This window comes from Stieleria neptunia, assembly GCF_007754155.1.
Lineage (GTDB): Bacteria > Planctomycetota > Planctomycetia > Pirellulales > Pirellulaceae > Stieleria > Stieleria neptunia.
The window spans coordinates 2084168-2104640 of sequence record NZ_CP037423.1; the positions used below are offsets into that span (position 1 = coordinate 2084168).

Genomic DNA, 20473 nt, shown 5'->3' on the forward strand with positions numbered 1-20473 from the left:
CGGCGGGCTGCGTGGATGAAGAAACGAAAGATTCGAATCCAGGTCATTCCAACGCCCTCTGGACGACGTCCACCAAATCGTGCGGTTGGACGGGTTTGTGAAGAACCTCAGTCACGCCGAGTTCGGTAGCGGTTTTGACGACCTGTTTGTCCGCGTTCCCGCTGATCACGATCACGGACAAATCGAGATGGTTCCTTTTCAGTTGTCGCAACAGGTCCAGCCCGCCGATGCCCTGCAGCTGCACGTCCAGGAGCAGGCAACCGGGCTGCAATTCGTTGTAGTCGGCCAAGAAGTCTTCGGCGGAGTCGAAGGGTTTGACCGTCATCCCGAACGCGGTCAGCAAGGCACAAACCGAGCTGAGTGCCGACGGATCGTCATCGATCACGAAAACGGTGGGTGGAACGGCCATTTCAGCAAATCTCGTGAAGTGCGGGAAATGTGATACAGAACTCCGCCCCGGACGCGTCCGATTCGATCCGCAAGCGGCCTTCGTGTGCCGCGACGATCGTCTGGCTGATCGCCAACCCCATCCCCAGTCCTTGTTCTTTGGTCGTGTAAAACGGTTCTTTGAGTTGATCGACCATCTCGGCGGAAATGCCGGGCCCGGAGTCTTTCACCGACACGGAAACTTCGTCGCCGAATGCCTCGCTACGAATCTGAACTCGATTTTCGCCGTTGGCTTGCCCGTCCATCGCTTCAAACGCGTTGCGGATCAGATTGACGAACACTTGTTGAATTTGAATGCTGTCGCCCATCACCGGTGGCAGGGCATCGTCGAGTTCCAACGTCACGGTGGCGCCCAGTCGTCTGGCTTCGAAGGACAGCAGTTTGATCGTGTCGTGAATCAATTCGTTCAGATCGATCGGACAATATTCCGATTCCGTGTTGGCGACAAAACCTCGCAACCGCTTGATGATTTCCCCGGCACGGACGGCCTGTTCGGCGATCTGCCCCATGACGGACTGGATTTTGTCTTCCCAACCGGCCTCACGTTTTCCCGCCAGGTGTTCGCAGGCGGTCGCATAGTTTGCGATCGCGTAGAGGGGTTGATTGATTTCATGTGCGATCCCGGCCACCATTTCTCCCATGGTGGAAAGCCGTGAGACGTGTGCCAATTGCGTTTCGTTGCTGCGAAGTCGCTCTTCGGCCCAGCGTCGTTCACTGACATCTTTGACGACGGTGCTGACGCCCCTGACGCGGCCGGCATCGTCCTTGAGTGGGTGGTAGCTGGCGAGAAAGAACGACGACTGGCTTTCGCCGTCAGCCGGAGGCCGTTCGACTTCGATGTTGCGTTTGGCCCGTCCGCTCTGGATCACGTCATGATAGAGCGGTTCGATGCTGTCCGCGAGATCGGGCAAGACCTCGCGTAGTGGCCGGCCGAGATGAGCTTCCACCGGCAATCCATTGATCCTGGCCAGTTCATCGTTGATTCGACGGTACCGCAACTGAGTATCCATCATGCACAATCCGATCGGCGTGGTTCGATACAGATGTTCCAGTTCGGACAGTTTCTCCCGTACGAGCGTTTCACTTTCGCTCAGTTTTGCTTCGATCTCCTTCTGCTCGGTGATATCGTTGCAGCAACCGATGATGCCGATCGGTTGACCGTCATCGGCATTCATCAGCGACAGACGCAGCGCGACGAGGACCGTGCTGGCATCCTTGCGGCGCAATCGAATCTGCAGATCATCGGCGGATGGTTCCCCGTTCGGCGGGAGGACCTGTTCTTTCCAGTCGACCCGATGGTCAGGAAAACACAGGAAATCGACGGAACAGCCGACGGCTTCTTCGGCCGAATACCCGAACAGTCGTGTTGCGGCACTGTTCCAGGTTTCGACGTTGCCCTCCATATCCGTCGAGATCACCGCGTCATGGATGTGGGCAAGAATCATCGCCTGTAAACCCAGTGTTTGCTCGGCAACGTCGCGATCAAACACCATGCGATCCAGCGAACGGGCCAGCGCAGCGACTTCATCGTCGCCGGTGATGCCCGTCCGCACCGTCAGGTCTCCCGCGCCGACCATTTGCGTCATTTCTTCCAGTCTTTCCAAACGCTTGGCAATCCGGAAGTGAAAGAAGAGCCCCAGCCCGATGGCGATGACGCAACTCATCGCCAGTGTTCCGAGTGCCTGGCGGGACACCGCGGTGGTCGCCCGTTGGATGGTCGGACTGATGTCACGAAGCACGACGAACAGCCCCAAGTGATCGGGGCGGATCCGATCCGCCTTGGCACCCAACGCGACCGGGTGGATGCCGACGATGGAGTGCCCGTCGCCCAGCGGTAGGGTGCTGCTGATCTGCGACATGCGGACACGTGCGAGGGCACCTGGATCCAAAATCGCTGACTCTCGATAGGGTTGCGGCACCGCATCCAGAAACGGATCGCCGACATCGGCGCGTCGCATCGAGACGATCACGTCGTTGCTTTCATCGATCAGCACGGCAAACTTCACTTCGGGATCCGCACCCAGCGAGGCGAGCGAGTACTGCATCGTGGACAGTTCATTGCGGCGAGCGGCCCGCTCCAATGACCCCGCCAGTTGTGACATCGTCCGCCGCAATACAATCACCGCTTCGCGATTGGTGCTGCTGATGATCTGGGCGCGATTGGAGAACAGGGACCAACCGGTGTGCGCCAGGACCATCACCATCAAACTCAGCGGCAACAGAATCCGCAATGGGTATTGAATCGTCGAAACGAGGGGCGATTGCAGCGGTGTGTGGGACGATCGATCGTTCATCGCGCTGACAACTCCATCAACGGCTCGGCCGAAATGCAATCGGAAAGAACGACCTGCTTTCCTAGCAACGCGTTGTCAACCATCACGGTCGATAAACGACTCGCCGTTTCTTCCAATGCGGACGGCTGCCCGCCGAGCAGCGCCAGGTTTTCCTGCAAGTTCGGCGCACGCAAACCCCTTTGGCCTTGTTCGATCTGCTCGGGGGTCAGCTTGATCCTGACGGACAGGCGGCGACGTGCGTCGTCGGGATGTTGTTCAAGGTATTGAAGTGCCTGGAACCAACCGCGCAGGACCGTGATGAGATGGGATTGATGTTCCTCCAGTGCGTCGGCACGGACGACCAGGACATCGACGATCTCATTGGGCATTTCCGTGCTGTCAAACAACTCGATTGCTCCGGCCGCCAGCAGTCGGCTGCGGACAGGTTCGAACGTCACGACCGCGTCAATCTGGTCCAAGAGAAAGGCGCGTTCGTGTTCGTCTGCTTCCACCGAAACAATGGTCACGTCCTTGACGGTCAGGTCAACCTTTTTCAGGGCCCGCGTCAGCACGAACGCGCCCAAGGCGGAGTTTTCCACTCCGACCCTGCGTCCTCGAAGATCCGCCAAATCCTGCACGTCGGCACGGGCAACAATGGCGTCGCCGCCTTGTGAGATGTCCAGCACCAGCACCACCCGCAGGTCCAGACCGCGCTCTCTCAACAACAACACTTCATCCATCGTCAATGCCGCAGCCTGGATCGTATTGTCACGAAATTGGCGAATCACTTGACTCGAGGACGCGCACTCGACCAATCGAACCGAGTTCTCATCAAAATGACCCAGATCACTCGCTAGAAAAAGGGGTTCGTAGCCCAGCCACAAATTCGTCCCCAATAACAAAGGCGTTTCCGTTTCGGGTTTCCCGCTCCAATTCTCCAGCGTTTCGATTGCTAAGACGGCGAAAACACCAGCGACCACGACCAACGCAACCGATAGACGCTTCTTCGGCATCGATGGTGTCCTCCGGGACGGGGTAGGTGTGGCCTTTCTTGTCGATCAAAACCGCCACCGCAGTTTATCCGAATTTGCCGCTCCCGTCGCAGGTGATTCCATCAACCTTGCGATGTGATTCCGAATGGGCCCGTTGATGGAATCGATGTTCTGATCCTCAACGCGACCCTGTTTGCTGGGTTTGCCGCGACCGGGCCGGGGGGACGCCGCGTTACTGCGGAAATGCCGCCGGCTCGGTGTCCCGATAGCCTTCGCCGTCGAGCGATTCCATGAACCTGACCAATTGGTTGACTTGGGCATCGGTAAAGTCCAATTGCTCGGCAAACCGGCGGTCGATTTTCCGATCCAAGTAGGGATTGGGGGTTCCGCCCTTGCTGTAGAACCTGACGACCTCCTCAAGCGTTTTCATGGAGCCGTCGTGCATGTAGGGGGCGCGCTTGCTGACGTCTCGGATCGAAGGTGTTTTGAAGGCGCCTTTATCTTTCTCTTCTTGGGTCACCGCGTAACGACCTTCATCGGCAAAGGTCTGAGTCTTTTCGTCCCAGCCCACGCCCAGATTGTGAAAATCACTGTCGGTCAAATTCGGCCCCTTGTGACAGTTGTTGCAGAACCCGTTGCCGAAAAACAGCGTGCGTCCCTTCTTGGCGTCATCAGAAAGCGCCGACTTGTCACCGGCCACGTAGCGATCCCAGGCGGAGTTGCCACTCATCCGAGTCCGCTCGTAGTCCGCAATCGCCTTGGTGATTCTTTCAATCGTCACCTCCGGGGTTCCGAACGATTCTTCAAAGTACTTTGCATAGCCCGGGATGGCCGCGATCTTGGCGACAACGACGCTGTGATCTTTCTGGCCCATCTCGATCGGATTGGTCATCGGACCGCCGGCCTGTTCATCCAGTGACGCCGCCCGCCCGTCCCAGAAGAAATGGGGAAGCGTGGCCCAGGCCTGGTTGGTGAACGAGGGCGCCTTGCGTCCACCTTTCTGGCCGCCGATGCCCGTCGAAACCGGAGTCGTTTCGGAGAACGCGTTTTCCGGTTTGTGGCACGAAGCGCACGCGACCGTGTTGTCGGCCGAAAGTCGTTTGTCGAAAAACAACCAACGCCCGAGTCGAACGGTCTGTGGAGTCGGCGGGTTTTCCAAGTCCAACAGCGTCGCGGGAGGATTCTTTTCACCGCCGATCCCCAGCGGAGGATCGGGAATCGGCAACAGCGGATTGGCGGCTTCCAAATCGACCGCTTCAACGGCATGCCCGTCAAAACAAGCCATCAAACCTCCGGCCAGAAGGACAGTGGTCAACCCTACGTATTTTAATCCCAGCGGTTTCATCGCAACGCTCCTCGCGGCAAGTGGTGAATTCCCGGCAGTATACCCAAAACCGCACGGATGAATCCGATCGCGCCACCCCCGGCCGCCATCCCATTATTTTTCCGCTTCGCCCGTCATCGGGACAAACATCACGGGGGCCACCTTGCGCCGAACCACCTCTCCATCGCTGCGCTTTTCAATCAGCATCAGCGATTGAAGCCGGTCGCCGACCGGGATCACCAGTTTGCCGCCGGGGGCGAGTTGGTCGATCAACGCCGGTGGAACGTGATCGGGTGCCGCGGCGACCACAATCGCGTCGAACGGAGCTCCACTCGGCCAACCGGCATAGCCGTCACCGTGGTGGACACGGACGTTTTTGTACCCTAGCGATTTCAATCGCTGGTCCGCATCCTTGGCCAACGTCTCCACGATCTCGATGCTGTCAACCTGGTCGACCAGTTCCGCCAACACGGCGGCTTGATACCCCGACCCGGTCCCGACATCCAACACGCGATCGTCCGCTTGCAGATCAACCAATTCGGTCATCAAGCCGACGATGTAGGGCTGGGAAATGGTCTGTCCGTTACCGATCGGTAGCGGCGAATCATCGTAGGTCCGGTCTTGCAATCGCTTCGGGACGAATTGGTGGCGGGGGGCGCGTCGAATCGCATCGAGCACCCGTTCATTGTTGATCCCGCGGCCGGCAAGTTGCCGATCGACCATTTGACCACGCAACAACGCATCGGAATCGTCCCGGTTCTCTCGATCGATGCTGGTGGGGTCGCTAGGCAATGTCGTTTCCGCTCGCGATGGGGGCGATCGTTCATGGCCCAAGTTTAACACGATTGAAACGCCCCCGGCGCGAGAGGCCACTCGGGTTACCCGAGGTAACTCTTCAGCATCCAGACGGTTTTTTCGTGGACTTGAATCCGAGCGATCATCAAGTCTTCGGATTCAGAATCACTTGCTTCGCCGGCGATGTCGCGGGCCTGCTTCAGGTCGCCGAGCAGTTTTTCGTTGGCCTCGATCAGATGCTTGACCATCTGATCGGCCGACGCGTCTTCGGCGATCTCGGGAATGCCCGCCATGTTCGCCAGATTGGTCAAGCCACCGGGAGCCAACGCGCCCTTGGCGCGAATCCGCTCGGCGATCTCATCCACCGCGGCAAACAATTCGGTGTACTGGAGTTCGAACGCGTTGTGCAGTGAAAAGAAGCCGGGACCGCGGACATTCCAATGACAAAGGTGCGTTTGACCGATCAACGCGTACGAATCGGCAACGACCTGACGCAACGCATCAACGACAGAAGAACTCATTTGGGTTTCCTTGATGAAAAACGGGTAGAAACGGCTTGATTGTAGTGCCCTGCCAAGAGGGTGACTTGAGCAACGCACGGAAAACAAGTGGGATCGGCTTCCAGCCTGTCGACGCTGGAATGACAGGCTGGAAGCCTATCCCACTCGCTAGCTCCGATACTTATTTTCCGTTCGGCGTCGAGGGGGCGAGAACCGTCGAATCGTCGACACCCGTGATGTCTTGCAGGGCGGGAAATTTTGACCGCCACCGCCGGGCCGCTTCGAGATCGATTTCGGTGGTGATGACTTGCTCTTGGTCCGCGGCTTCAAAGAGCGGGGTCCCCATGTGATCGAAGGCGCAGCTTCGGCCGTCGAACTTCAGCTTCGGTTCTTCGCCACAGCGATTGACCCCCACGACGGGCGCCAGATTCTCGATCGCCCGGGCTTGCAGCAGACGCACCCAGTGTTCGCTGCGCACGGCCGGCCAGCAGGCGATCACGGTGATCAGTTCCGCGCCGCGGAGGATCGCCGGCCGAAAGGTTTCGGGGAACCGGAGATCGTAGCAGATGAACGGAGTGATCTTGACGCCCTGCCATTGAAACACGACCTGGGACGTGCCGGCGTTGTAATGGTTGGCTTCACCGGTGAACGAAAACGGATGCATTTTCTGATAGCGTGCCAACTGCGTCCCGTCGGGGGCAAACACCACGCACTGATTGCTCGAACGTCCTTCGCTGACAGGGCTTGCCACACCGCCCATCATGGCGACATCGTACTGCCGCGCCAGGTCTCGCAGCAACGCTTCGCCTTCGCGCGCTTCGGTCTGGGCGGTCACCTCCACGTTCATGCTGAAACCCGTTTCAAACATCTCCGGAACGATCACCAGCGCGCCGGGCTGAATCGTGGCGGCCGACAACAGGTCGCGGAGACGCTGGTGATTGGCGGCTTTGTCTTCCCAAGCCATATTCAATTGGACGGCGGCAATCTGCATCGTTGGTAACCGGTTCATGAAAGAAGTGTGGCGAGACCGTCGCGGAGGCGCCCCACGCCTTCGCTGACCGATTGCGGATCGAGCGCCCCGTAGGAAAGACGCAGCGTGCAGCCTTTCGATTCACCAAACGCGCTGCCCGGCAACACGGCGACCCCGAATCGTCGAATCAGAGTTTCCACCAGCGCCATGTCGGACTGGTCGGTTTGCAATTGGAACAAGACATAGAACGCGCCTTGGGGAACCGCGAACTGAACTCGGTCGCCCAGCTCGGACAACGTTTGCAGCGTCGCATCACGCACGGCGGTCAATCCGGCGATTTGCCCTCGGCACCACGCCGAGCCGACTTGCAGCGCCGCGGCGGCGGCCACCTGGCAGATGATCGGGGGACAGATCAAATTGGTGTCTTGAATCTTTTTGATTCCCACCAGCAAATGATTGGGGACCACCGAGTAGCCGATCCGCCAGCCCGCCATCCCATAGGCCTTGGAAAGCGAGAACAACGAAATCGTGTGCTCGCTCGCGCCGATCGCGGAACCGGGCGAGTAGTGTTGGACACCGTCGTGAGTGAAGTACTCGTAGGCTTCGTCGGAAAGATGGTACAGCCCGCGGGCGGCACACATCAGGTTGATCTCTGCCAGATCCTCTTTCGAATAAACCGCTCCGGTGGGATTGTTGGGTGAAACGGTGACGACGGCTTTGGTGCGTGGCGTGATCGCCTGGGCGATGGCGTCGATGTCGGGTTGGTTCTCGTGATCGGTCGCGACGACGACGGCGCGGCAACCGGCGATCTCGATCGCCATGTGATGATTGAAGTAGTAGGGACTCAACAAGATGATCTCATCACCGATCTCGGCGATCGCCAGGACGGCGTTAAGGAATCCCATGTTGGAACCGGCCGTGCAGACGACCGACGATTGATCGGCGATCGGATCGATTTCGTTTTCGGCGATCAGTTTCTTTTCGATCGCTTCGATCAGCGCGTCATTGCCGGCGACCGGGCCATAGCGATCCAATCCACGGCCGGGATGGGCGGATTCGGCCACGGCCTGAAACACTTCCTGCGGCGGCGCGTAGTGCACGACCCCCTGGCCCAGCGAAATGGTTCCGGGATGTTCGCTCGTCCAACGTCCCACGATCGGAATGACGGGGTCTTGAACTTGTTGAATTCGATTGGCGATCACGGCAGCTCGAGTCCTGGGTACGATTCAATCCTTGTCCGCTCGAAGCACCGAGACGAAGGCTTTTTGGGGGATGTTGACGCTGCCGAATTGCTTCATCTTCGCCTTGCCCTTCTTTTGCTTTTCGAGCAGTTTCTTTTTGCGAGTCACGTCGCCGCCGTACAGTTTGGCGGTCACGTCTTTTCGATAGGGCTGGATCGTCGCTCGGGCGATGATGGTGCCGCCGATCGCGCCTTGGATGGGGATTTTGAATTGGTGGCGTGGGATCGCTTCGGCAAGCTGCTCGCAATAATGCAGGGCACGCGCCCGCGCCTTGTCGCGGTGCACCAGGTACGCCAGCGCGTCGATCGGTTCTTTGTTGACCAGGATATCGACTTTCACGACATCGGTCTTTCGATACTCGATCTGTTCGTAGTCAAACGATCCGTAGCCCCGCGTGATCATCTTGAGTTTGCCGTAGAAATCGAACAAGACCTCACCGAGGGGCATCTCGCTGGACACTTCGATTCGGCCCGCCGACAGATAGTTCATCGTCTGGCTTTCCGAGCGATGTTCTCGGCACAGTTCCATCACCGGCCCCACGAACTCTTCGGGCGTCAAGATCGAGGCCTTGATGTACGGTTCGGTTGCCGAGTCGATGTGGGTCGGGTCGGGCCAATAGGACGGATTGTCGACGTCGATGGTCGATCCGTCTTTCAACGTCAGGTTGTACTTGACCGAAGGCGCCGAGATGACCAGACCGATGTCGAATTCACGCTGCAAACGCTCTTGGATCACATCCAGATGAAGCAGCCCGAGAAAGCCGCATCGGAATCCGAACCCGAGTGCGGCTGAGGAGTCTTTCTCGAAGGTCAGCGCGGCATCGTTGATGGCCAGTTTGTCGAGCGCTTTGGTCAAATCCTGGTACTCGTCGGTGCTCATCGGATAGACCGATGAAAAGACGACGGGTTTGGCGGGTTGGTATCCCGGAATGGGTTCGCTCGCGGGTTGATCGAGCAGGGTGATGGTGTCGCCGATCTCGATGTCTTGAACACTTTTCACGCCGGCGACGATGTAGCCGACTTCGCCGGCGGAAAGTTGTTTGCGGGGATTCAGTTTGAACTGGTTGTAGCCCAGTTCATCGACTTTGTAATCGCGACCGCCGTGCATGAAGTGAATCGTCTGCCCCGATTTCAACGTCCCGTCCATCACGCGGGCTTGCAAGATGACGCCGCGGTACTTGTCAAAATGGGCGTCAAAGACCAACGCTTTGAGCGCCGCGTCGGGGTCACCCTGGGGCGGCGGCAGATGCTCGACGATGCCCGCCAAGACGTCCTCGATGCCTTGGCCGGTCTTGGCCGACACCGGGATCGCGGCAAACGGATCGAGTCCCAGGTCGGCGTCGATCTCCTCGCGGACGCGGTCGACGTCCGCCGCCGGCAGATCGATCTTGTTGATCACCGGCAGCAGTTCCAGATCGTATTCCATGGCCAGGTAGAGGTTGGCGACCGTTTGCGCCTCCACGCCCTGTGACGCATCGACGACCATCAATGCCCCCTCGCAGGCCATCAGCGATCGCCGCACCTCATGGGAGAAATCCACGTGGCCGGGGGTGTCGATCAGGTTCAGCTGGTACGCCTGACCGTCCGGCGCGGTGTAGGCAAGCGTGATCGTGTTGCTCTTGATCGTGATGCCACGTTCCCGCTCGATCTCCATCGAGTCCAGCATCTGGTCGTGGAACTCACGCTGGGTGACGCCGCCACAAGCCTGAATCAGGCGGTCGGCCAAGGTCGACTTTCCATGATCGATATGGGCGATGATGCAGAAGTTCCGAATTTGTTTCATGCGCCGGGGTCTTGCGACAAAGAAGCGAGAGTAACGTTCACGCGTTAGATCCTAGTGGATCCGGGCGACCACCAACAGGGATTCGATGTGCGGCTGGGACACGCCGACATCGGACCGGCAGATTAAGCAATCCTCTCGTGTGGAGGTCGTGCAGTTTGAAAGTCACCCTCCTGGCAGGAGGGTCGAGCGAAGCGAGGGGAGGTCGAACGGTGAATCGCGGCGTTCACTCCACTCTTGATGGGCGACCCCCAGCAACAGCGCAAACCCTCTCCTCGCTACGCTCGACTCTCCCAGGGGGAGAGTGACGAAAACCCATTAGTTTCAACGACTTAAAAACTGCACGACCTCTGTGCAGGAGGGTCGAGCGCGGCGAGGGGAGCATCGATTCAAGCGATCGGCCAGTGGCGAGTTCCGCTACCTGCGGTCCGGCAGCGGCCCAGGCATCAGTTCGGCTTGATCCAATCGAGCGTCCAATGTCGATCGCTGGTCATGCGGATCGCTTCGGGGGGGACACTGAGAGCAGCCAGGATGTCCACCACTTCGTCGACGGTCAACGCCGCGTGCAGGGATTGTCGCAGCAATTGCCGGCCGTAGTCCGACTCCCCGGCGGCGTGCCGGTCGACCAACCCCTCGACATCGGCTTCGCTGGCTGGTCGGGCCAGGTCACGTAGAAACAAACGTCCACCTGGCGTCAGGATGCGGATCGCCTGGGCCATCACCCGCTCCGGTTCAGCGACGTGGTGCAGCATCGTGTTGGAAATCACGGTGTCGGCTGCAGCGTCTTGAAATCCGTCCAGCAGCTTGCAATCGGCGTGTTCCAAGAACACCCGTCCGGTCACCGAGCCGAGTTCGATCTCGATTCGGGCGGCTTCCAACATTTCGACGGAACAATCCACTCCCAGGACTTCGATTTCACCGAGTCGCTGGCACAGCAAAACGGGGATGGCAGCCGTCCCACAGCCCAGATCCACGACTTTGGGGCCGACCGAGCCCCCGGCGATCAGGTCGTCGACAAAGGCACCGTTGACGCCGTCGTGATCCATTTGCTGGTATTCCTGAACCTCCGATTCGTCATCCATGGGCTCCGGTTCGAGCGTTCGGGGCAGGGGCGACTGGCCGGGCTGCTGGGGGGTGTACAACTTGTCTCCTCGCGCGGAAAAATTGCGTTTTGAGTGTAAACCTACGTGACTTTACGCGTTGCATAAGGTTACAGAAATTACCCTGCCGTAAAAATCCGTGTAACAGTCACCATTTTCGCTGGTTCATGGACTACAACGATCGTTGGCGGAAAACCGCCTAGACCGATTTCACGGGATAACTAGCCTAGGCCGACGAAGGGGATTGCGCCTCGTTCGCTCGATCGACTGAATCAACCAAGAGTAGACAACCTGGACCAAGACGCCCCGGGATGAGCGTCGCCGATAACACGTTTTCGACAACATCGCCGCTCATGGAGGAGGGCGTTGTGACACGAGCTTGGACCCTGCTGTGCTAGCCGCGCTGATCAACCGCTTGCAGTCACGAAACTCCGTCCTTCGGGATGGTGATTCGCTGCTGCTGACACGAACGGAATTCAACCGGGAGGTGTCGCGCGAACGCATCCGTGCGACGCGACGGTCGATTCCGTTTTGCATTGTCACGATCGACGTGGCGGGCGGGCGGCAACTGCAATCACGTCGGCGTGCATTGATTCGGACCTTGCATCGCAACGTTCGCCTGACCGACCAAAAGGCGGATCTGGGGAACAATCGCTTCGCCGTGTTGCTGGTCGACACACCCGAAATGGGCGGACGAAGCGTCTTGGATCGACTTGCCGGCTTGTGCGAGACGCGGAAGATCGATGCGACGCTTTCATTACGCGTGCATGATCCCGAAGGCTTTGACCCCGATCGCGATGTCGACCTGCCCACCGGCGGCGGCAAACGACGCCGTGATGATGCCCCGGAATCCAGCTGGCTGCGCGTCGATCGCAGCTCAGGCGACGCACTCGGTCTGGCCGTCCAGCAGCGTCCGGCCTTCTCGCCTGAATCTACCTTCTCGCCCGAGCGGGGACGATCCGCTGAGATCAGCTCTCGGGACGAGGACGCGGCGACGCCCGGTGCGGCGCACAAGGTAGCGAGCAGTGTCTCTGTGACCCGCGAAGCCCTGCTCAGCGATCGGCCGCTGGCGAAACGTTTGACCAAGCGTGCCATCGATCTCGCCGGGGCTTCGATCGGTCTGGTCCTGGTCAGCCCGGTGTTGGTCGCTGCGGCCGTGGCCGTCAAACTGACCAGCCCCGGACCGGCGTTCTTCAAGCAGACCCGCGAGGGGATGGGGGGAAAGCCTTTCACGATCTACAAAATGCGAACGATGGTGGTGGACGCCGAAAGCAAACAGTCGGCGCTGCGTCAGAAAAGCCACCGTGACGGGCCGGCGTTCAAGATCAAGCATGATCCCCGCGTCACGCCGATCGGGCACCTGTTGAGAAAGACTTGTATCGACGAGTTGCCCCAGTTCATCAACGTGCTGCGTGGCGACATGTCGCTGGTCGGACCGCGGCCCTTGCCCTGGCATGAAAGTCGCGCCTGCAATCACTGGCAACGCCGCCGTTTGGACGTGCCGCCCGGCATGACGTGTTACTGGCAAGTCAACAAGGCCGCGGCGGAAACGTTCGACGACTGGATGCGGATGGACTTGCAGTACGTCGACCGCAACGATCTGTGGCGCGACCTGCGGCTGATCGCTCGCACCGCTCTGGTGCCATTGACCGGACGCGGGGGTGAGTAGCACGTTCGGTAACGCGGCGCGATGGTGCGTCCGGACCGAGGACACGCATGAACGCATCCGTTGAAAAGAACGAACGCGCCCCGGCCAGCCTGTCGGTCGACTTCGACAACAAGTGGGCGTACCTTCGCGCGGCCGGTCGCCAAGACTGGGAATCGGCATCCAGCTACTTGCCGATTGCCGCCGAGCGGATGGTGGAGCTGCTCGGTGAACTCGATTTGCCGTTGACCGTGTTTGTCGTCGGCCGCGACCTGCGCTGCCCGCGTGACACCGCAGCGATCGATTCCTTCAAAGCGTTGCAATCCGTCGAGTTCGCCAATCACTCGATGAATCATTTGCCGTGGATGCACACCATGGATCGCGAGGAAATTTTCGCGGAAATCGCGGGGACGCATCAGGCCATCGCATCCGCGCTCGGCGTGCAGCCACGGGGGTTTCGTGGGCCGGGGTTTTCGTGTCCCGCTGAAGTCCTCGGCGTGTTGGCGCAGCTGGACTATGCCTACGATGCGTCCGTCTTTCCGACGTCGGTCGCACCGATCGCCCGAGCCGTCTTCCTGGCCCGAACCAAGCTCAAGGGGGAGCAAAAAGAAAAGGCCAAGCAACTTTATGGCGGATTCGCCGCGATGCGGAATCCGAATCGCCCGTTCCGTCGACCTGTCGAAGGAGGCCGGTTGTGGGAGATTCCGGTGACGGTGATGCCGTTGACCCGCACGCCCATTCACTTCAGTTACTTCCTGTTCCTGGCCGGCGTTTCGACGCTGGCAGCCAAAACCTACCTGAGCAACGCGCTGCGGCTGTGTCGATGGACCGGCACGACGCCTTCCTTGCTGCTGCATCCACCCGATGTTCTGGGATGCGAAGACGATCCCGACATGGCCTATTTCCCCGGAATGAAGATGCCGCGGGCAGAAAAACTAAAGCTCGTCCGCTGGGCGCTGCGACGCTACGCTCAAACCTTCCACGTGCAAACCATGATCCAGCAAGTGCGATCACTCGACACCCAAGCCAAGGTATCCCAGCCACACGCGACGCAAGCCCTCCAAAGCCCCTATCCTCACTAAAAGGTGTCGGACACCTTTTTCGAACCCCTGAATCAAATTGATCGACCTCGGAAAACGAAACGTTCTCGGCATCGGCGTCAACGCGATCGATTATGAATCGGCCGTTGCCAGGGTGATCGATGCGGCCATTGGCCGACAACCGATGTCGGTTACGGCGCTGGCCGTGCACGGTGTGATGACGGGGGTCACCGATCCCGAACATCAATATCGGCTCAATCAATTTGATCTGGTCTGTCCCGACGGCCAACCGGTTCGTTGGGCGCTGAACCTGCTGCACGGCTGCCAACTGGCCGACCGGGTGTACGGCCCCGATTTGACGCTGGAGATTTGCCGGGCGGCCGCGCAACAGTCCGTTCCGGTGTTTCTGTTCGGGTCGACCGAGGAGGTCTTGTCGCGGTTTTCCGACACGCTGTGCCGGCGGTTTCCATCGCTGCGGATCGCCGGCACGCGGAGCAGTCGTTTTCGGACGCTGTCGCAACGCGAACGCGACGAGCTGGCCGAGGAGATCCATTCCAGCGGTGCCGGGATCTGTTTCGTGGGACTCGGCTGCCCCAGGCAAGAAGTGTTCGCCTACGAAATGCGCGATCGCCTGGACATGCCGCTGATCGCCGTCGGTGCCGCGTTCGCCTTCCATGCCGGCATGCTCGCCCAGGCGCCCCCGTGGATGCAGCGCCACGGATTGGAGTGGCTGTTTCGATTGGCACACGAGCCGAAACGATTGTTCAAACGCTATCTGACGACCAACCCGGCGTTCCTGGTGCGACTCGCCCTGCAAAAGCTTGGTCTGATGCATCGTCATCAAGATCCAGGGCGGCCGCCGCAGCGTGACGTTCTGTTCGGCTGAAGCGGCCAACGTCCATGAAAACGCACCAGGGCCCGTGGGCTTGCGCTCATCGGTTGATAGAATCAGCAGGCACCAGAAGCCCGATTACGATTACCCCTGCTGACCATGAATTATCCCTTTGATCCCTTCAGCGATGTCGCCTCGTTGCAACAGGCCGTGACCGATTCCTTTTGTGATTTGGCCGCGCAAACGGTCGAGCAGAATGGCGTTTTTCGTGTTTCTCTCTCGGGCGGCTCCACCCCGCGCCGCGTCTATGAAATGCTGAGCGAACGCCAGCTTCCCTGGGATCAAATCCATTGGTTTTGGGGCGACGAACGCAATGTGCCCCACGATCATGCCGACAGCAATTTCCGTATGGTCCAGACCGCACTGCTCAGCAAAGTTGACATCCCGGCGGCAAACATTCATGCCGTGCCGGTGGATGTTGATTCGCCGGCCAAAGCAGCGGCGCGGTATGAGCAGACGCTTCGTGATCACTTCGACGAGCCGTTTCCGGCTTGGGATCTGATGCTGTTGGGCATGGGCGACGATGCCCACACCGCGTCGCTGTTCCCCGAGACCCTGGCGCTGGGCGAACAGAACCGCTGGTTCGTCGAGAACTGGGTGCCGAAGTTTGACGCGTTTCGGTACACGCTGTCGTTCCCGGCGATTGAATCGGCGCGAAACATTTGGATGATGACCGCCGGCAAAGCGAAACAGCAGGCCCTGCAGCAGGTCCTCTCAGGTGACACCGATACGAATCGCTATCCGTCGCAGCGTGTCAAGCCGACGCGTTGGTTCGTCGATGCCGCGGCGTGCGGGGCATAGGTAATGCCAACCAGAAAGTTTTTGTTAGCGGCAGGGCGCGAGCCCTCCGGTCTTTCACGGTGAAGCCCACGGCTCGCGGGCTGTCGTTCTAAGCCCGCGTGTGTGAGCAAGGGGCCGCGTGTCGCCCCTCGCTAACGCGTCGCCCTGGTGCCGACGCGTTGATTGGGAAATCGACTAAACCGACAGCCCACTACCGCGGGGCTCAGGACTGTTCGTCGTCTGAATCAGCGGCTGCGGCGACGGGTTCCGGCGATGTTTCGGCATCGTTTTCACCGCTATCGCTGTCATCGGCGAACGACGGCCGTTCGGCTTTTCGCGAGACGCGATCGTTCTTACCGACCAGTTCCAGGATGGCCCGGGTGCCGGCATCGCCCAGCCGCGGGATGGCCAGACGCACGACACGGGTGTAGCCGCCATCGCGATCGACGTAGCGTTCGGCGATGGTGTCAAACAGGATGGCCGTGGCTTGCTTGTCGCCGATCAACTGAACGACGCGTCGCTGTGCGGCGACGACAGGGGCGCGGGCCGCGGCCCATTTCTGCCAGTCTTCGCTTTTCCGCCATGTCTTGTACTCGTCACTGCCGCGGTCGGCGTCGCAAGCGTACTTGGCCGCTTCTTCGGCGTGCGGGAGCGATTTCTTGGCGATGGTGATGCACTTTTCGACCAGCGACCGCACTTCTTTGGCTTTGGGCAGCGTGGTGGTGATTCGACCGGCAACTTTGGGAGCGTTGTCGTCGAGTTCGGCATCACGCTCGGTCAGAAACAGAGCGCTGGCAAGGTTTTTCAGCAGGGCCTTTCGGTGGCTGGGACTGCGTCCCAGCGTGCGGCCACGTCGTCGGTGTCGCATGACGTATTCGGATCGGGTTGGGGGTGTATTTGTGCGAAGGGGGTTTCTGGCGGATCTGCGGTGAGGCGTCCGCTAGAACATGGGTTGCGCCGGCACTCGCATGCCGAGGTGCAATCCGTACTGGGCTAATTTTTCGCGGACTTCGTTCAGTGTGGTGTCACCGAAGTTCCGGACTTCCAACAGTTGGTCTTCGTTGCGTTGAACGAGATCGCGGACCGTTTGAATGTTTTCACTTTCCAGGCAGTTGTTGGCCCGCACGGACAGACGCAGATCGGCGAGCGTCATGTTCAGCTTGGCTTCCAGTTGCGCTTCGGGCGATCCGGCGCCACCGCGGGCGGCCGAGAAGATGCTCGGTCCGAGTTCGCGATATTGGACGAACGGGTTGAGGTGCTTGCGAAGGATCTTTGCCGACTCGACGAGTGCCAGTTCGGGGTTGACGCTGCCGTCGGTCCAGATTTCCAGGTTCAGCTTGTCGTAGTTGGTTTTTTGCCCGACGCGTGTTTCTTCGACTTCGTATCGAACACGGGTGATGGGGCTGTACACGGCGTCGACGGGGATGATCCCGATTTCGTGATCGGCGCTGCTGTGCTCGGTGGCGGGCACATAACCGCGACCGTTTTCGACGACCATTTCCATCATGAACGGCGTGTCTTCGGTCAGCGTGGCCAGCACCAGGTCTTTGTTGATGATTTCGACATCGGAATCGGTTTCGATGTCACCGGCACGCAGTTCACCGGCTTTGTCGCTTTCGATCGTGATCACCCGCGTCGCTTCGCTGTGGTTGCGGACCACCAAGCTTTTGACGTTCAGGACGATTTCGGTCACGTCTTCCAAGACGCCGGGGATGTTGGTGAACTCATGCTGGGCGCCACGGATTTTGATCTGCGTGACGGCGCTCCCCATCAGGCTGCTCAGCAGGACGCGTCGCAGGCTGTTGCCGACGCTGGTGCCGAAGCCACGTTCGAACGGTTCGGCGATGAACTTGCCGTACGTTTGGGAGAGGGAATCGCGGTCGACTTCCAGATTGCTGGGAAGTTCCATTCCACGCCAACGGATATGCATGGTTGTGATCCTGTCGCTTGGGTGTGCAAATGCGGGGTAAAGAGTAGACGAGAGTCCGATCTACTTAGACGCGACGCTTTTTCCGCGGTCGGCATCCGTTGTGCGGGATCGGCGTGACGTCTTCGATCAATTTGACCTTCAGTCCGGCGGCCTGCAGTGCGGTGATTGCACTTTCACGTCCCGATCCGGGGCCCTTGACGCGAACTTCGACGTCTCGCATGCCGAACTTCGACGCCTTTTCGGCGGCTTGTTGGGCGGCACACTGGCCGGCGAACGGGGTGCTCTTTCGGCTGCCTTTGAAACCGCTGGTTCCGGCACTTGCCCAGCACAGCGTGTCGCCTTTGACGTCGGTGATGGTCACCGTCGTGTTGTTGAACGTCGCGTGAACATGGGCGATGCCGTTGGTCACGTTCCGCCGTACTCGTTTCTTTTTGTTGCTCTTTGCCACTGCAAAGTCCTAAAACTTCAAACGGTTAATGTCGAACTGGTGGGAGGCCAAAGCGCGACGCGTCGATGACGCCGAAGCTGTTTTGGACCATACGAAAATATGTCTTGGGACGTCGGGGACGCTCGGCTTACAAACCGCCGAGCGAACCACCAGACGTTTAGCGAAGATCCTTGACGCCTTTCTTGCCGGCGACCGTCTTCTTGGGCCCTTTGCGGGTCCGCGAGTTGGTTTTGGTGCGTTGTCCGCGAACCGGCAATCCCATTCGGTGCCGCATTCCACGGTACGACTTGATCTCGCGCAGCCGGCTGATGTTCTGAGTCGTTTGGCGACGCAGGGGACCTTCGACCGTGTATTCACGTTCCAGCAAGGCTGCGATTTGACCCAGTTCATCTTCCCCGAGCTCGCTCGCGGCGCGCGTCGGGTCCACGCCGAGCTTCTCACAGGCTTCGCGGGCCGTGTGGAGGCCAACGCCGTAGAGATAGGTCAACGAATACTGGATCTGTTTGTCGTTCGGGATGTCGACGCCCAACAAACGGGGCATGGCGAGGCTCCTACAAAATCATCGTGCTAAAACTATGAAGACACAGCACCTTGCGGTTGGAGACGCCCCGGTGAGGGGACGCGACCGCAGAAAGTCAGAAAAAGTGCTGGCCAAGAATCCCGGACTATAGCGACTGGTCCCCTTTTTGCTCAATGGCCACTTTCGAGCCTTTTCAGGAATTTTCGCTCCGGCGATGACGGACCATCCGAAAAAACTCCGTCGGCACCGCGTCGGCCGGCCCTGCCGGGACCCGAAACTGCTCCATCGTGCGGAATTCTGACACGTCCAGCTCCAATTCGGTGTCGCCGCGAACGCCGGAGAGCACGCGTGTTAAATAAATCTGGTCGCAGCGGTCGATCAGTTGGCGATAGATTTCTGCCCCGCCGACCACATAGATCGCTGACTGGCCACCCATCTGCAGGGCGGCATCGGGCGACGACGCGACCTCGACACCGTCATACGACAGGCCCGGTTGGCGGGAAACCACGATCGTTCGACGGCCAGGCAGTGCCCGCCCGATCGAATCAAAGGTCTTGCGCCCCATCACCAACACGCCGCCCATCGTCATCTTCTTGAACCGCTGCAAGTCCTGACGCAGCCGCCACGGCATCGTCCCGTCCCGTCCGATCACCCCGCTGGGGGTCATCGCCACAACGGCGGTGATGACGGGGTCACTGGTTGCGGGCGTGCTGGTTTCGGGCATGGTGATGGGGCAACTTTGTTTTCTCGGTTGGCGTCGGTCGAGCGGAAAGGGGGGCAGGTACCGTTGTACGACGTGCTTTCCAGGTCGTCGTCGGGAGTCCAGCGGACGACGGCCCGGAAGGGCCGTCGTACTCGAAAAACCGGTCGTCCTAAGCTAGGCGGCTAAAGCCTGCACACCAACACTCTGGCCCGTGCAAGTAGAGGTACGGCACCACTTTCTGCTGCTGCACTGCGATCAGACACTGCGATTCGACACTGCGATTCGACACTGCGATCAGACCGCAACGGGGGCCTTGATGTGCGGGTGGGGCTGGTAATTGACGATCTCGAAATCTTCGAACACAAACCCATCGATCGATTCGGGCACGCGGCCGATCACCAGCTCCGGCAACGGCTTGGGTTCCCTGGAAAGCTGCTGGCGGGCTTGCTCGAAGTGATTTTGGTACAGGTGTACGTCGCCGAAGGTGTGCACGAACGCGCCGGGTTTCAGTCCGGTCACGCTGGCCATCATCATCGTCAACAGCGCGTAGCTGGCGATGTTGAAGGGGACGCCCAGGAACACGTCGGCACTGCGTTGATAAAGCTGGCAGGAAAGCCGGCCATCGGAAACGTAGAACTGAAACAGCGTGTGGCAGGGGGGCAAGGCCATCGCGCCGACCTCGCTGACGTTCCAGGCCGAGACGATCAGCCGGCGCGAAAGCGGGTTGGTGCGAATTTCCTTTTCGACCCAGGCGATCTGGTCGATCGTTTGCCCGTCCGGGGTCGGCCAGGATCGCCACTGGTGGCCGTAGACAGGCCCCAAGTCGCCGTTCTCGTCGGCCCACTCGTCCCAGATCTTCACGCCGTTCTCGTTCAGCCAGGCGATGTTGGTGTCCCCACGCAGAAACCACAACAACTCGTAAATGATCGAGCGAAGGTGCAGTTTCTTGGTGGTCAACAACGGGAATCCGTCGGACAAGTCGAATCGCAGCTGGCGGCCGAACAGGCTGCGGGTGCCGACGCCGGTCCGGTCGCCCCGATCGGAGCCGGATTCCAGGATGTCTTCGAGCAGGCGGAGGTACTGGAGCATCTCGT

The 20473-nt window shown here is 59.7% G+C and carries 20 protein-coding genes; 4 read left to right on the plus strand and 16 right to left on the minus strand.

Annotated features, from left to right (window positions below):
- Nucleotides 1–43: 43 nt before the first annotated feature.
- The 10 genes from Enr13x_RS07155 to Enr13x_RS07200 all read right to left on the minus strand — a co-directional run bounded on the left by Enr13x_RS07155 (nt 44) and on the right by Enr13x_RS07200 (nt 11403).
- A complete protein-coding gene (locus tag Enr13x_RS07155) occupies nt 44–409 on the minus strand; it encodes a response regulator transcription factor (protein WP_145385368.1) in 366 nt (121 codons plus the stop codon).
- Nucleotide 410: 1 nt separating this feature from the next.
- A complete protein-coding gene (locus Enr13x_RS07160) occupies nt 411–2741 on the minus strand; it encodes a PAS domain S-box protein (protein WP_145385369.1) in 2331 nt (776 codons plus the stop codon).
- Nucleotides 2738–3733 (minus strand): ABC transporter substrate-binding protein, encoded by a 996-nt coding sequence (locus tag Enr13x_RS07165; protein WP_145385370.1) that lies wholly within the window; start codon nt 3731–3733, stop codon nt 2738–2740. Before Enr13x_RS07165 ends, Enr13x_RS07160 begins: the two co-directional genes overlap by 4 nt.
- A 211-nt stretch (nt 3734–3944) precedes the next feature.
- Nucleotides 3945–4997: a cytochrome-c peroxidase gene (locus tag Enr13x_RS07170; RefSeq protein WP_197455855.1), complete on the minus strand. Its 1053-nt coding sequence runs from the start codon at nt 4995–4997 to the stop codon at nt 3945–3947.
- A gap of 153 nt (nt 4998–5150) precedes the next feature.
- Nucleotides 5151–5828, minus strand: a complete 678-nt coding sequence (locus tag Enr13x_RS07175; protein WP_231744142.1) for a protein-L-isoaspartate(D-aspartate) O-methyltransferase — start codon at nt 5826–5828, stop codon at nt 5151–5153.
- An 86-nt stretch (nt 5829–5914) separates the two neighbouring features.
- The gene (locus Enr13x_RS07180) at nt 5915–6352 is read right to left on the minus strand and encodes a Dps family protein (RefSeq protein ID WP_145385372.1); all 438 of its coding nucleotides are present in this window, start codon (nt 6350–6352) and stop codon (nt 5915–5917) included.
- A gap of 160 nt (nt 6353–6512) precedes the next feature.
- Complete coding sequence (locus Enr13x_RS07185) at nt 6513–7340, minus strand: nitrilase-related carbon-nitrogen hydrolase (RefSeq protein WP_145385373.1); 828 nt, start codon at nt 7338–7340, stop codon at nt 6513–6515.
- Complete coding sequence (locus tag Enr13x_RS07190; protein ID WP_197455856.1) at nt 7337–8503, minus strand: pyridoxal phosphate-dependent aminotransferase; 1167 nt, start codon at nt 8501–8503, stop codon at nt 7337–7339. The genes Enr13x_RS07185 and Enr13x_RS07190 overlap by 4 nt, the downstream gene beginning before the upstream one ends.
- A gap of 24 nt (nt 8504–8527) precedes the next feature.
- Nucleotides 8528–10324, minus strand: coding sequence for a translation elongation factor 4 (lepA, locus tag Enr13x_RS07195; protein WP_145385374.1), 1797 nt, complete (start codon nt 10322–10324; stop codon nt 8528–8530).
- A gap of 443 nt (nt 10325–10767) precedes the next feature.
- Nucleotides 10768–11403, minus strand: coding sequence for a class I SAM-dependent methyltransferase (locus Enr13x_RS07200; RefSeq protein ID WP_145385375.1), 636 nt, complete (start codon nt 11401–11403; stop codon nt 10768–10770).
- 409 nt (nt 11404–11812) lie between these two features.
- On the opposite strand from Enr13x_RS07200, the gene Enr13x_RS07205 reads away from it, so the two are divergent.
- The 4 genes from Enr13x_RS07205 to pgl all read left to right on the plus strand — a co-directional run bounded on the left by Enr13x_RS07205 (nt 11813) and on the right by pgl (nt 15799).
- Nucleotides 11813–13090 (plus strand): sugar transferase, encoded by a 1278-nt coding sequence (locus Enr13x_RS07205; RefSeq protein WP_231744143.1) that lies wholly within the window; start codon nt 11813–11815, stop codon nt 13088–13090.
- 47 nt (nt 13091–13137) lie between these two features.
- Complete coding sequence (locus Enr13x_RS07210; protein WP_145385376.1) at nt 13138–14148, plus strand: polysaccharide deacetylase family protein; 1011 nt, start codon at nt 13138–13140, stop codon at nt 14146–14148.
- 37 nt (nt 14149–14185) lie between these two features.
- Nucleotides 14186–14992, plus strand: coding sequence for a WecB/TagA/CpsF family glycosyltransferase (locus Enr13x_RS07215; RefSeq protein ID WP_145385377.1), 807 nt, complete (start codon nt 14186–14188; stop codon nt 14990–14992).
- A 105-nt stretch (nt 14993–15097) separates the two neighbouring features.
- Nucleotides 15098–15799 (plus strand): 6-phosphogluconolactonase, encoded by a 702-nt coding sequence (gene pgl, locus Enr13x_RS07220; RefSeq protein WP_145385378.1) that lies wholly within the window; start codon nt 15098–15100, stop codon nt 15797–15799.
- Nucleotides 15800–16001: 202 nt separating this feature from the next.
- On the opposite strand, the gene Enr13x_RS07225 is transcribed toward pgl, so the two are convergent.
- From Enr13x_RS07225 to Enr13x_RS07255, 6 genes are all read right to left on the minus strand, one after another.
- Complete coding sequence (locus tag Enr13x_RS07225) at nt 16002–16646, minus strand: bL17 family ribosomal protein (protein WP_145385379.1); 645 nt, start codon at nt 16644–16646, stop codon at nt 16002–16004.
- 72 nt (nt 16647–16718) lie between these two features.
- Nucleotides 16719–17708 (minus strand): DNA-directed RNA polymerase subunit alpha, encoded by a 990-nt coding sequence (locus Enr13x_RS07230; RefSeq protein ID WP_145385380.1) that lies wholly within the window; start codon nt 17706–17708, stop codon nt 16719–16721.
- A gap of 64 nt (nt 17709–17772) precedes the next feature.
- Nucleotides 17773–18156 (minus strand): 30S ribosomal protein S11, encoded by a 384-nt coding sequence (gene rpsK, locus Enr13x_RS07240; RefSeq protein WP_095741425.1) that lies wholly within the window; start codon nt 18154–18156, stop codon nt 17773–17775.
- A 157-nt stretch (nt 18157–18313) separates the two neighbouring features.
- Nucleotides 18314–18685, minus strand: coding sequence for a 30S ribosomal protein S13 (rpsM, locus tag Enr13x_RS07245; RefSeq protein WP_145392167.1), 372 nt, complete (start codon nt 18683–18685; stop codon nt 18314–18316).
- 184 nt (nt 18686–18869) lie between these two features.
- Nucleotides 18870–19400 carry a dihydrofolate reductase gene (locus tag Enr13x_RS07250; protein WP_145385382.1) on the minus strand — a complete coding sequence of 177 codons (531 nt, stop codon included), beginning with the start codon at nt 19398–19400 and terminating at the stop codon, nt 18870–18872.
- A gap of 273 nt (nt 19401–19673) precedes the next feature.
- Nucleotides 19674–20468, minus strand: a complete 795-nt coding sequence (locus Enr13x_RS07255; RefSeq protein ID WP_145385383.1) for a thymidylate synthase — start codon at nt 20466–20468, stop codon at nt 19674–19676.
- Nucleotides 20469–20473: the final 5 nt, after the last annotated feature.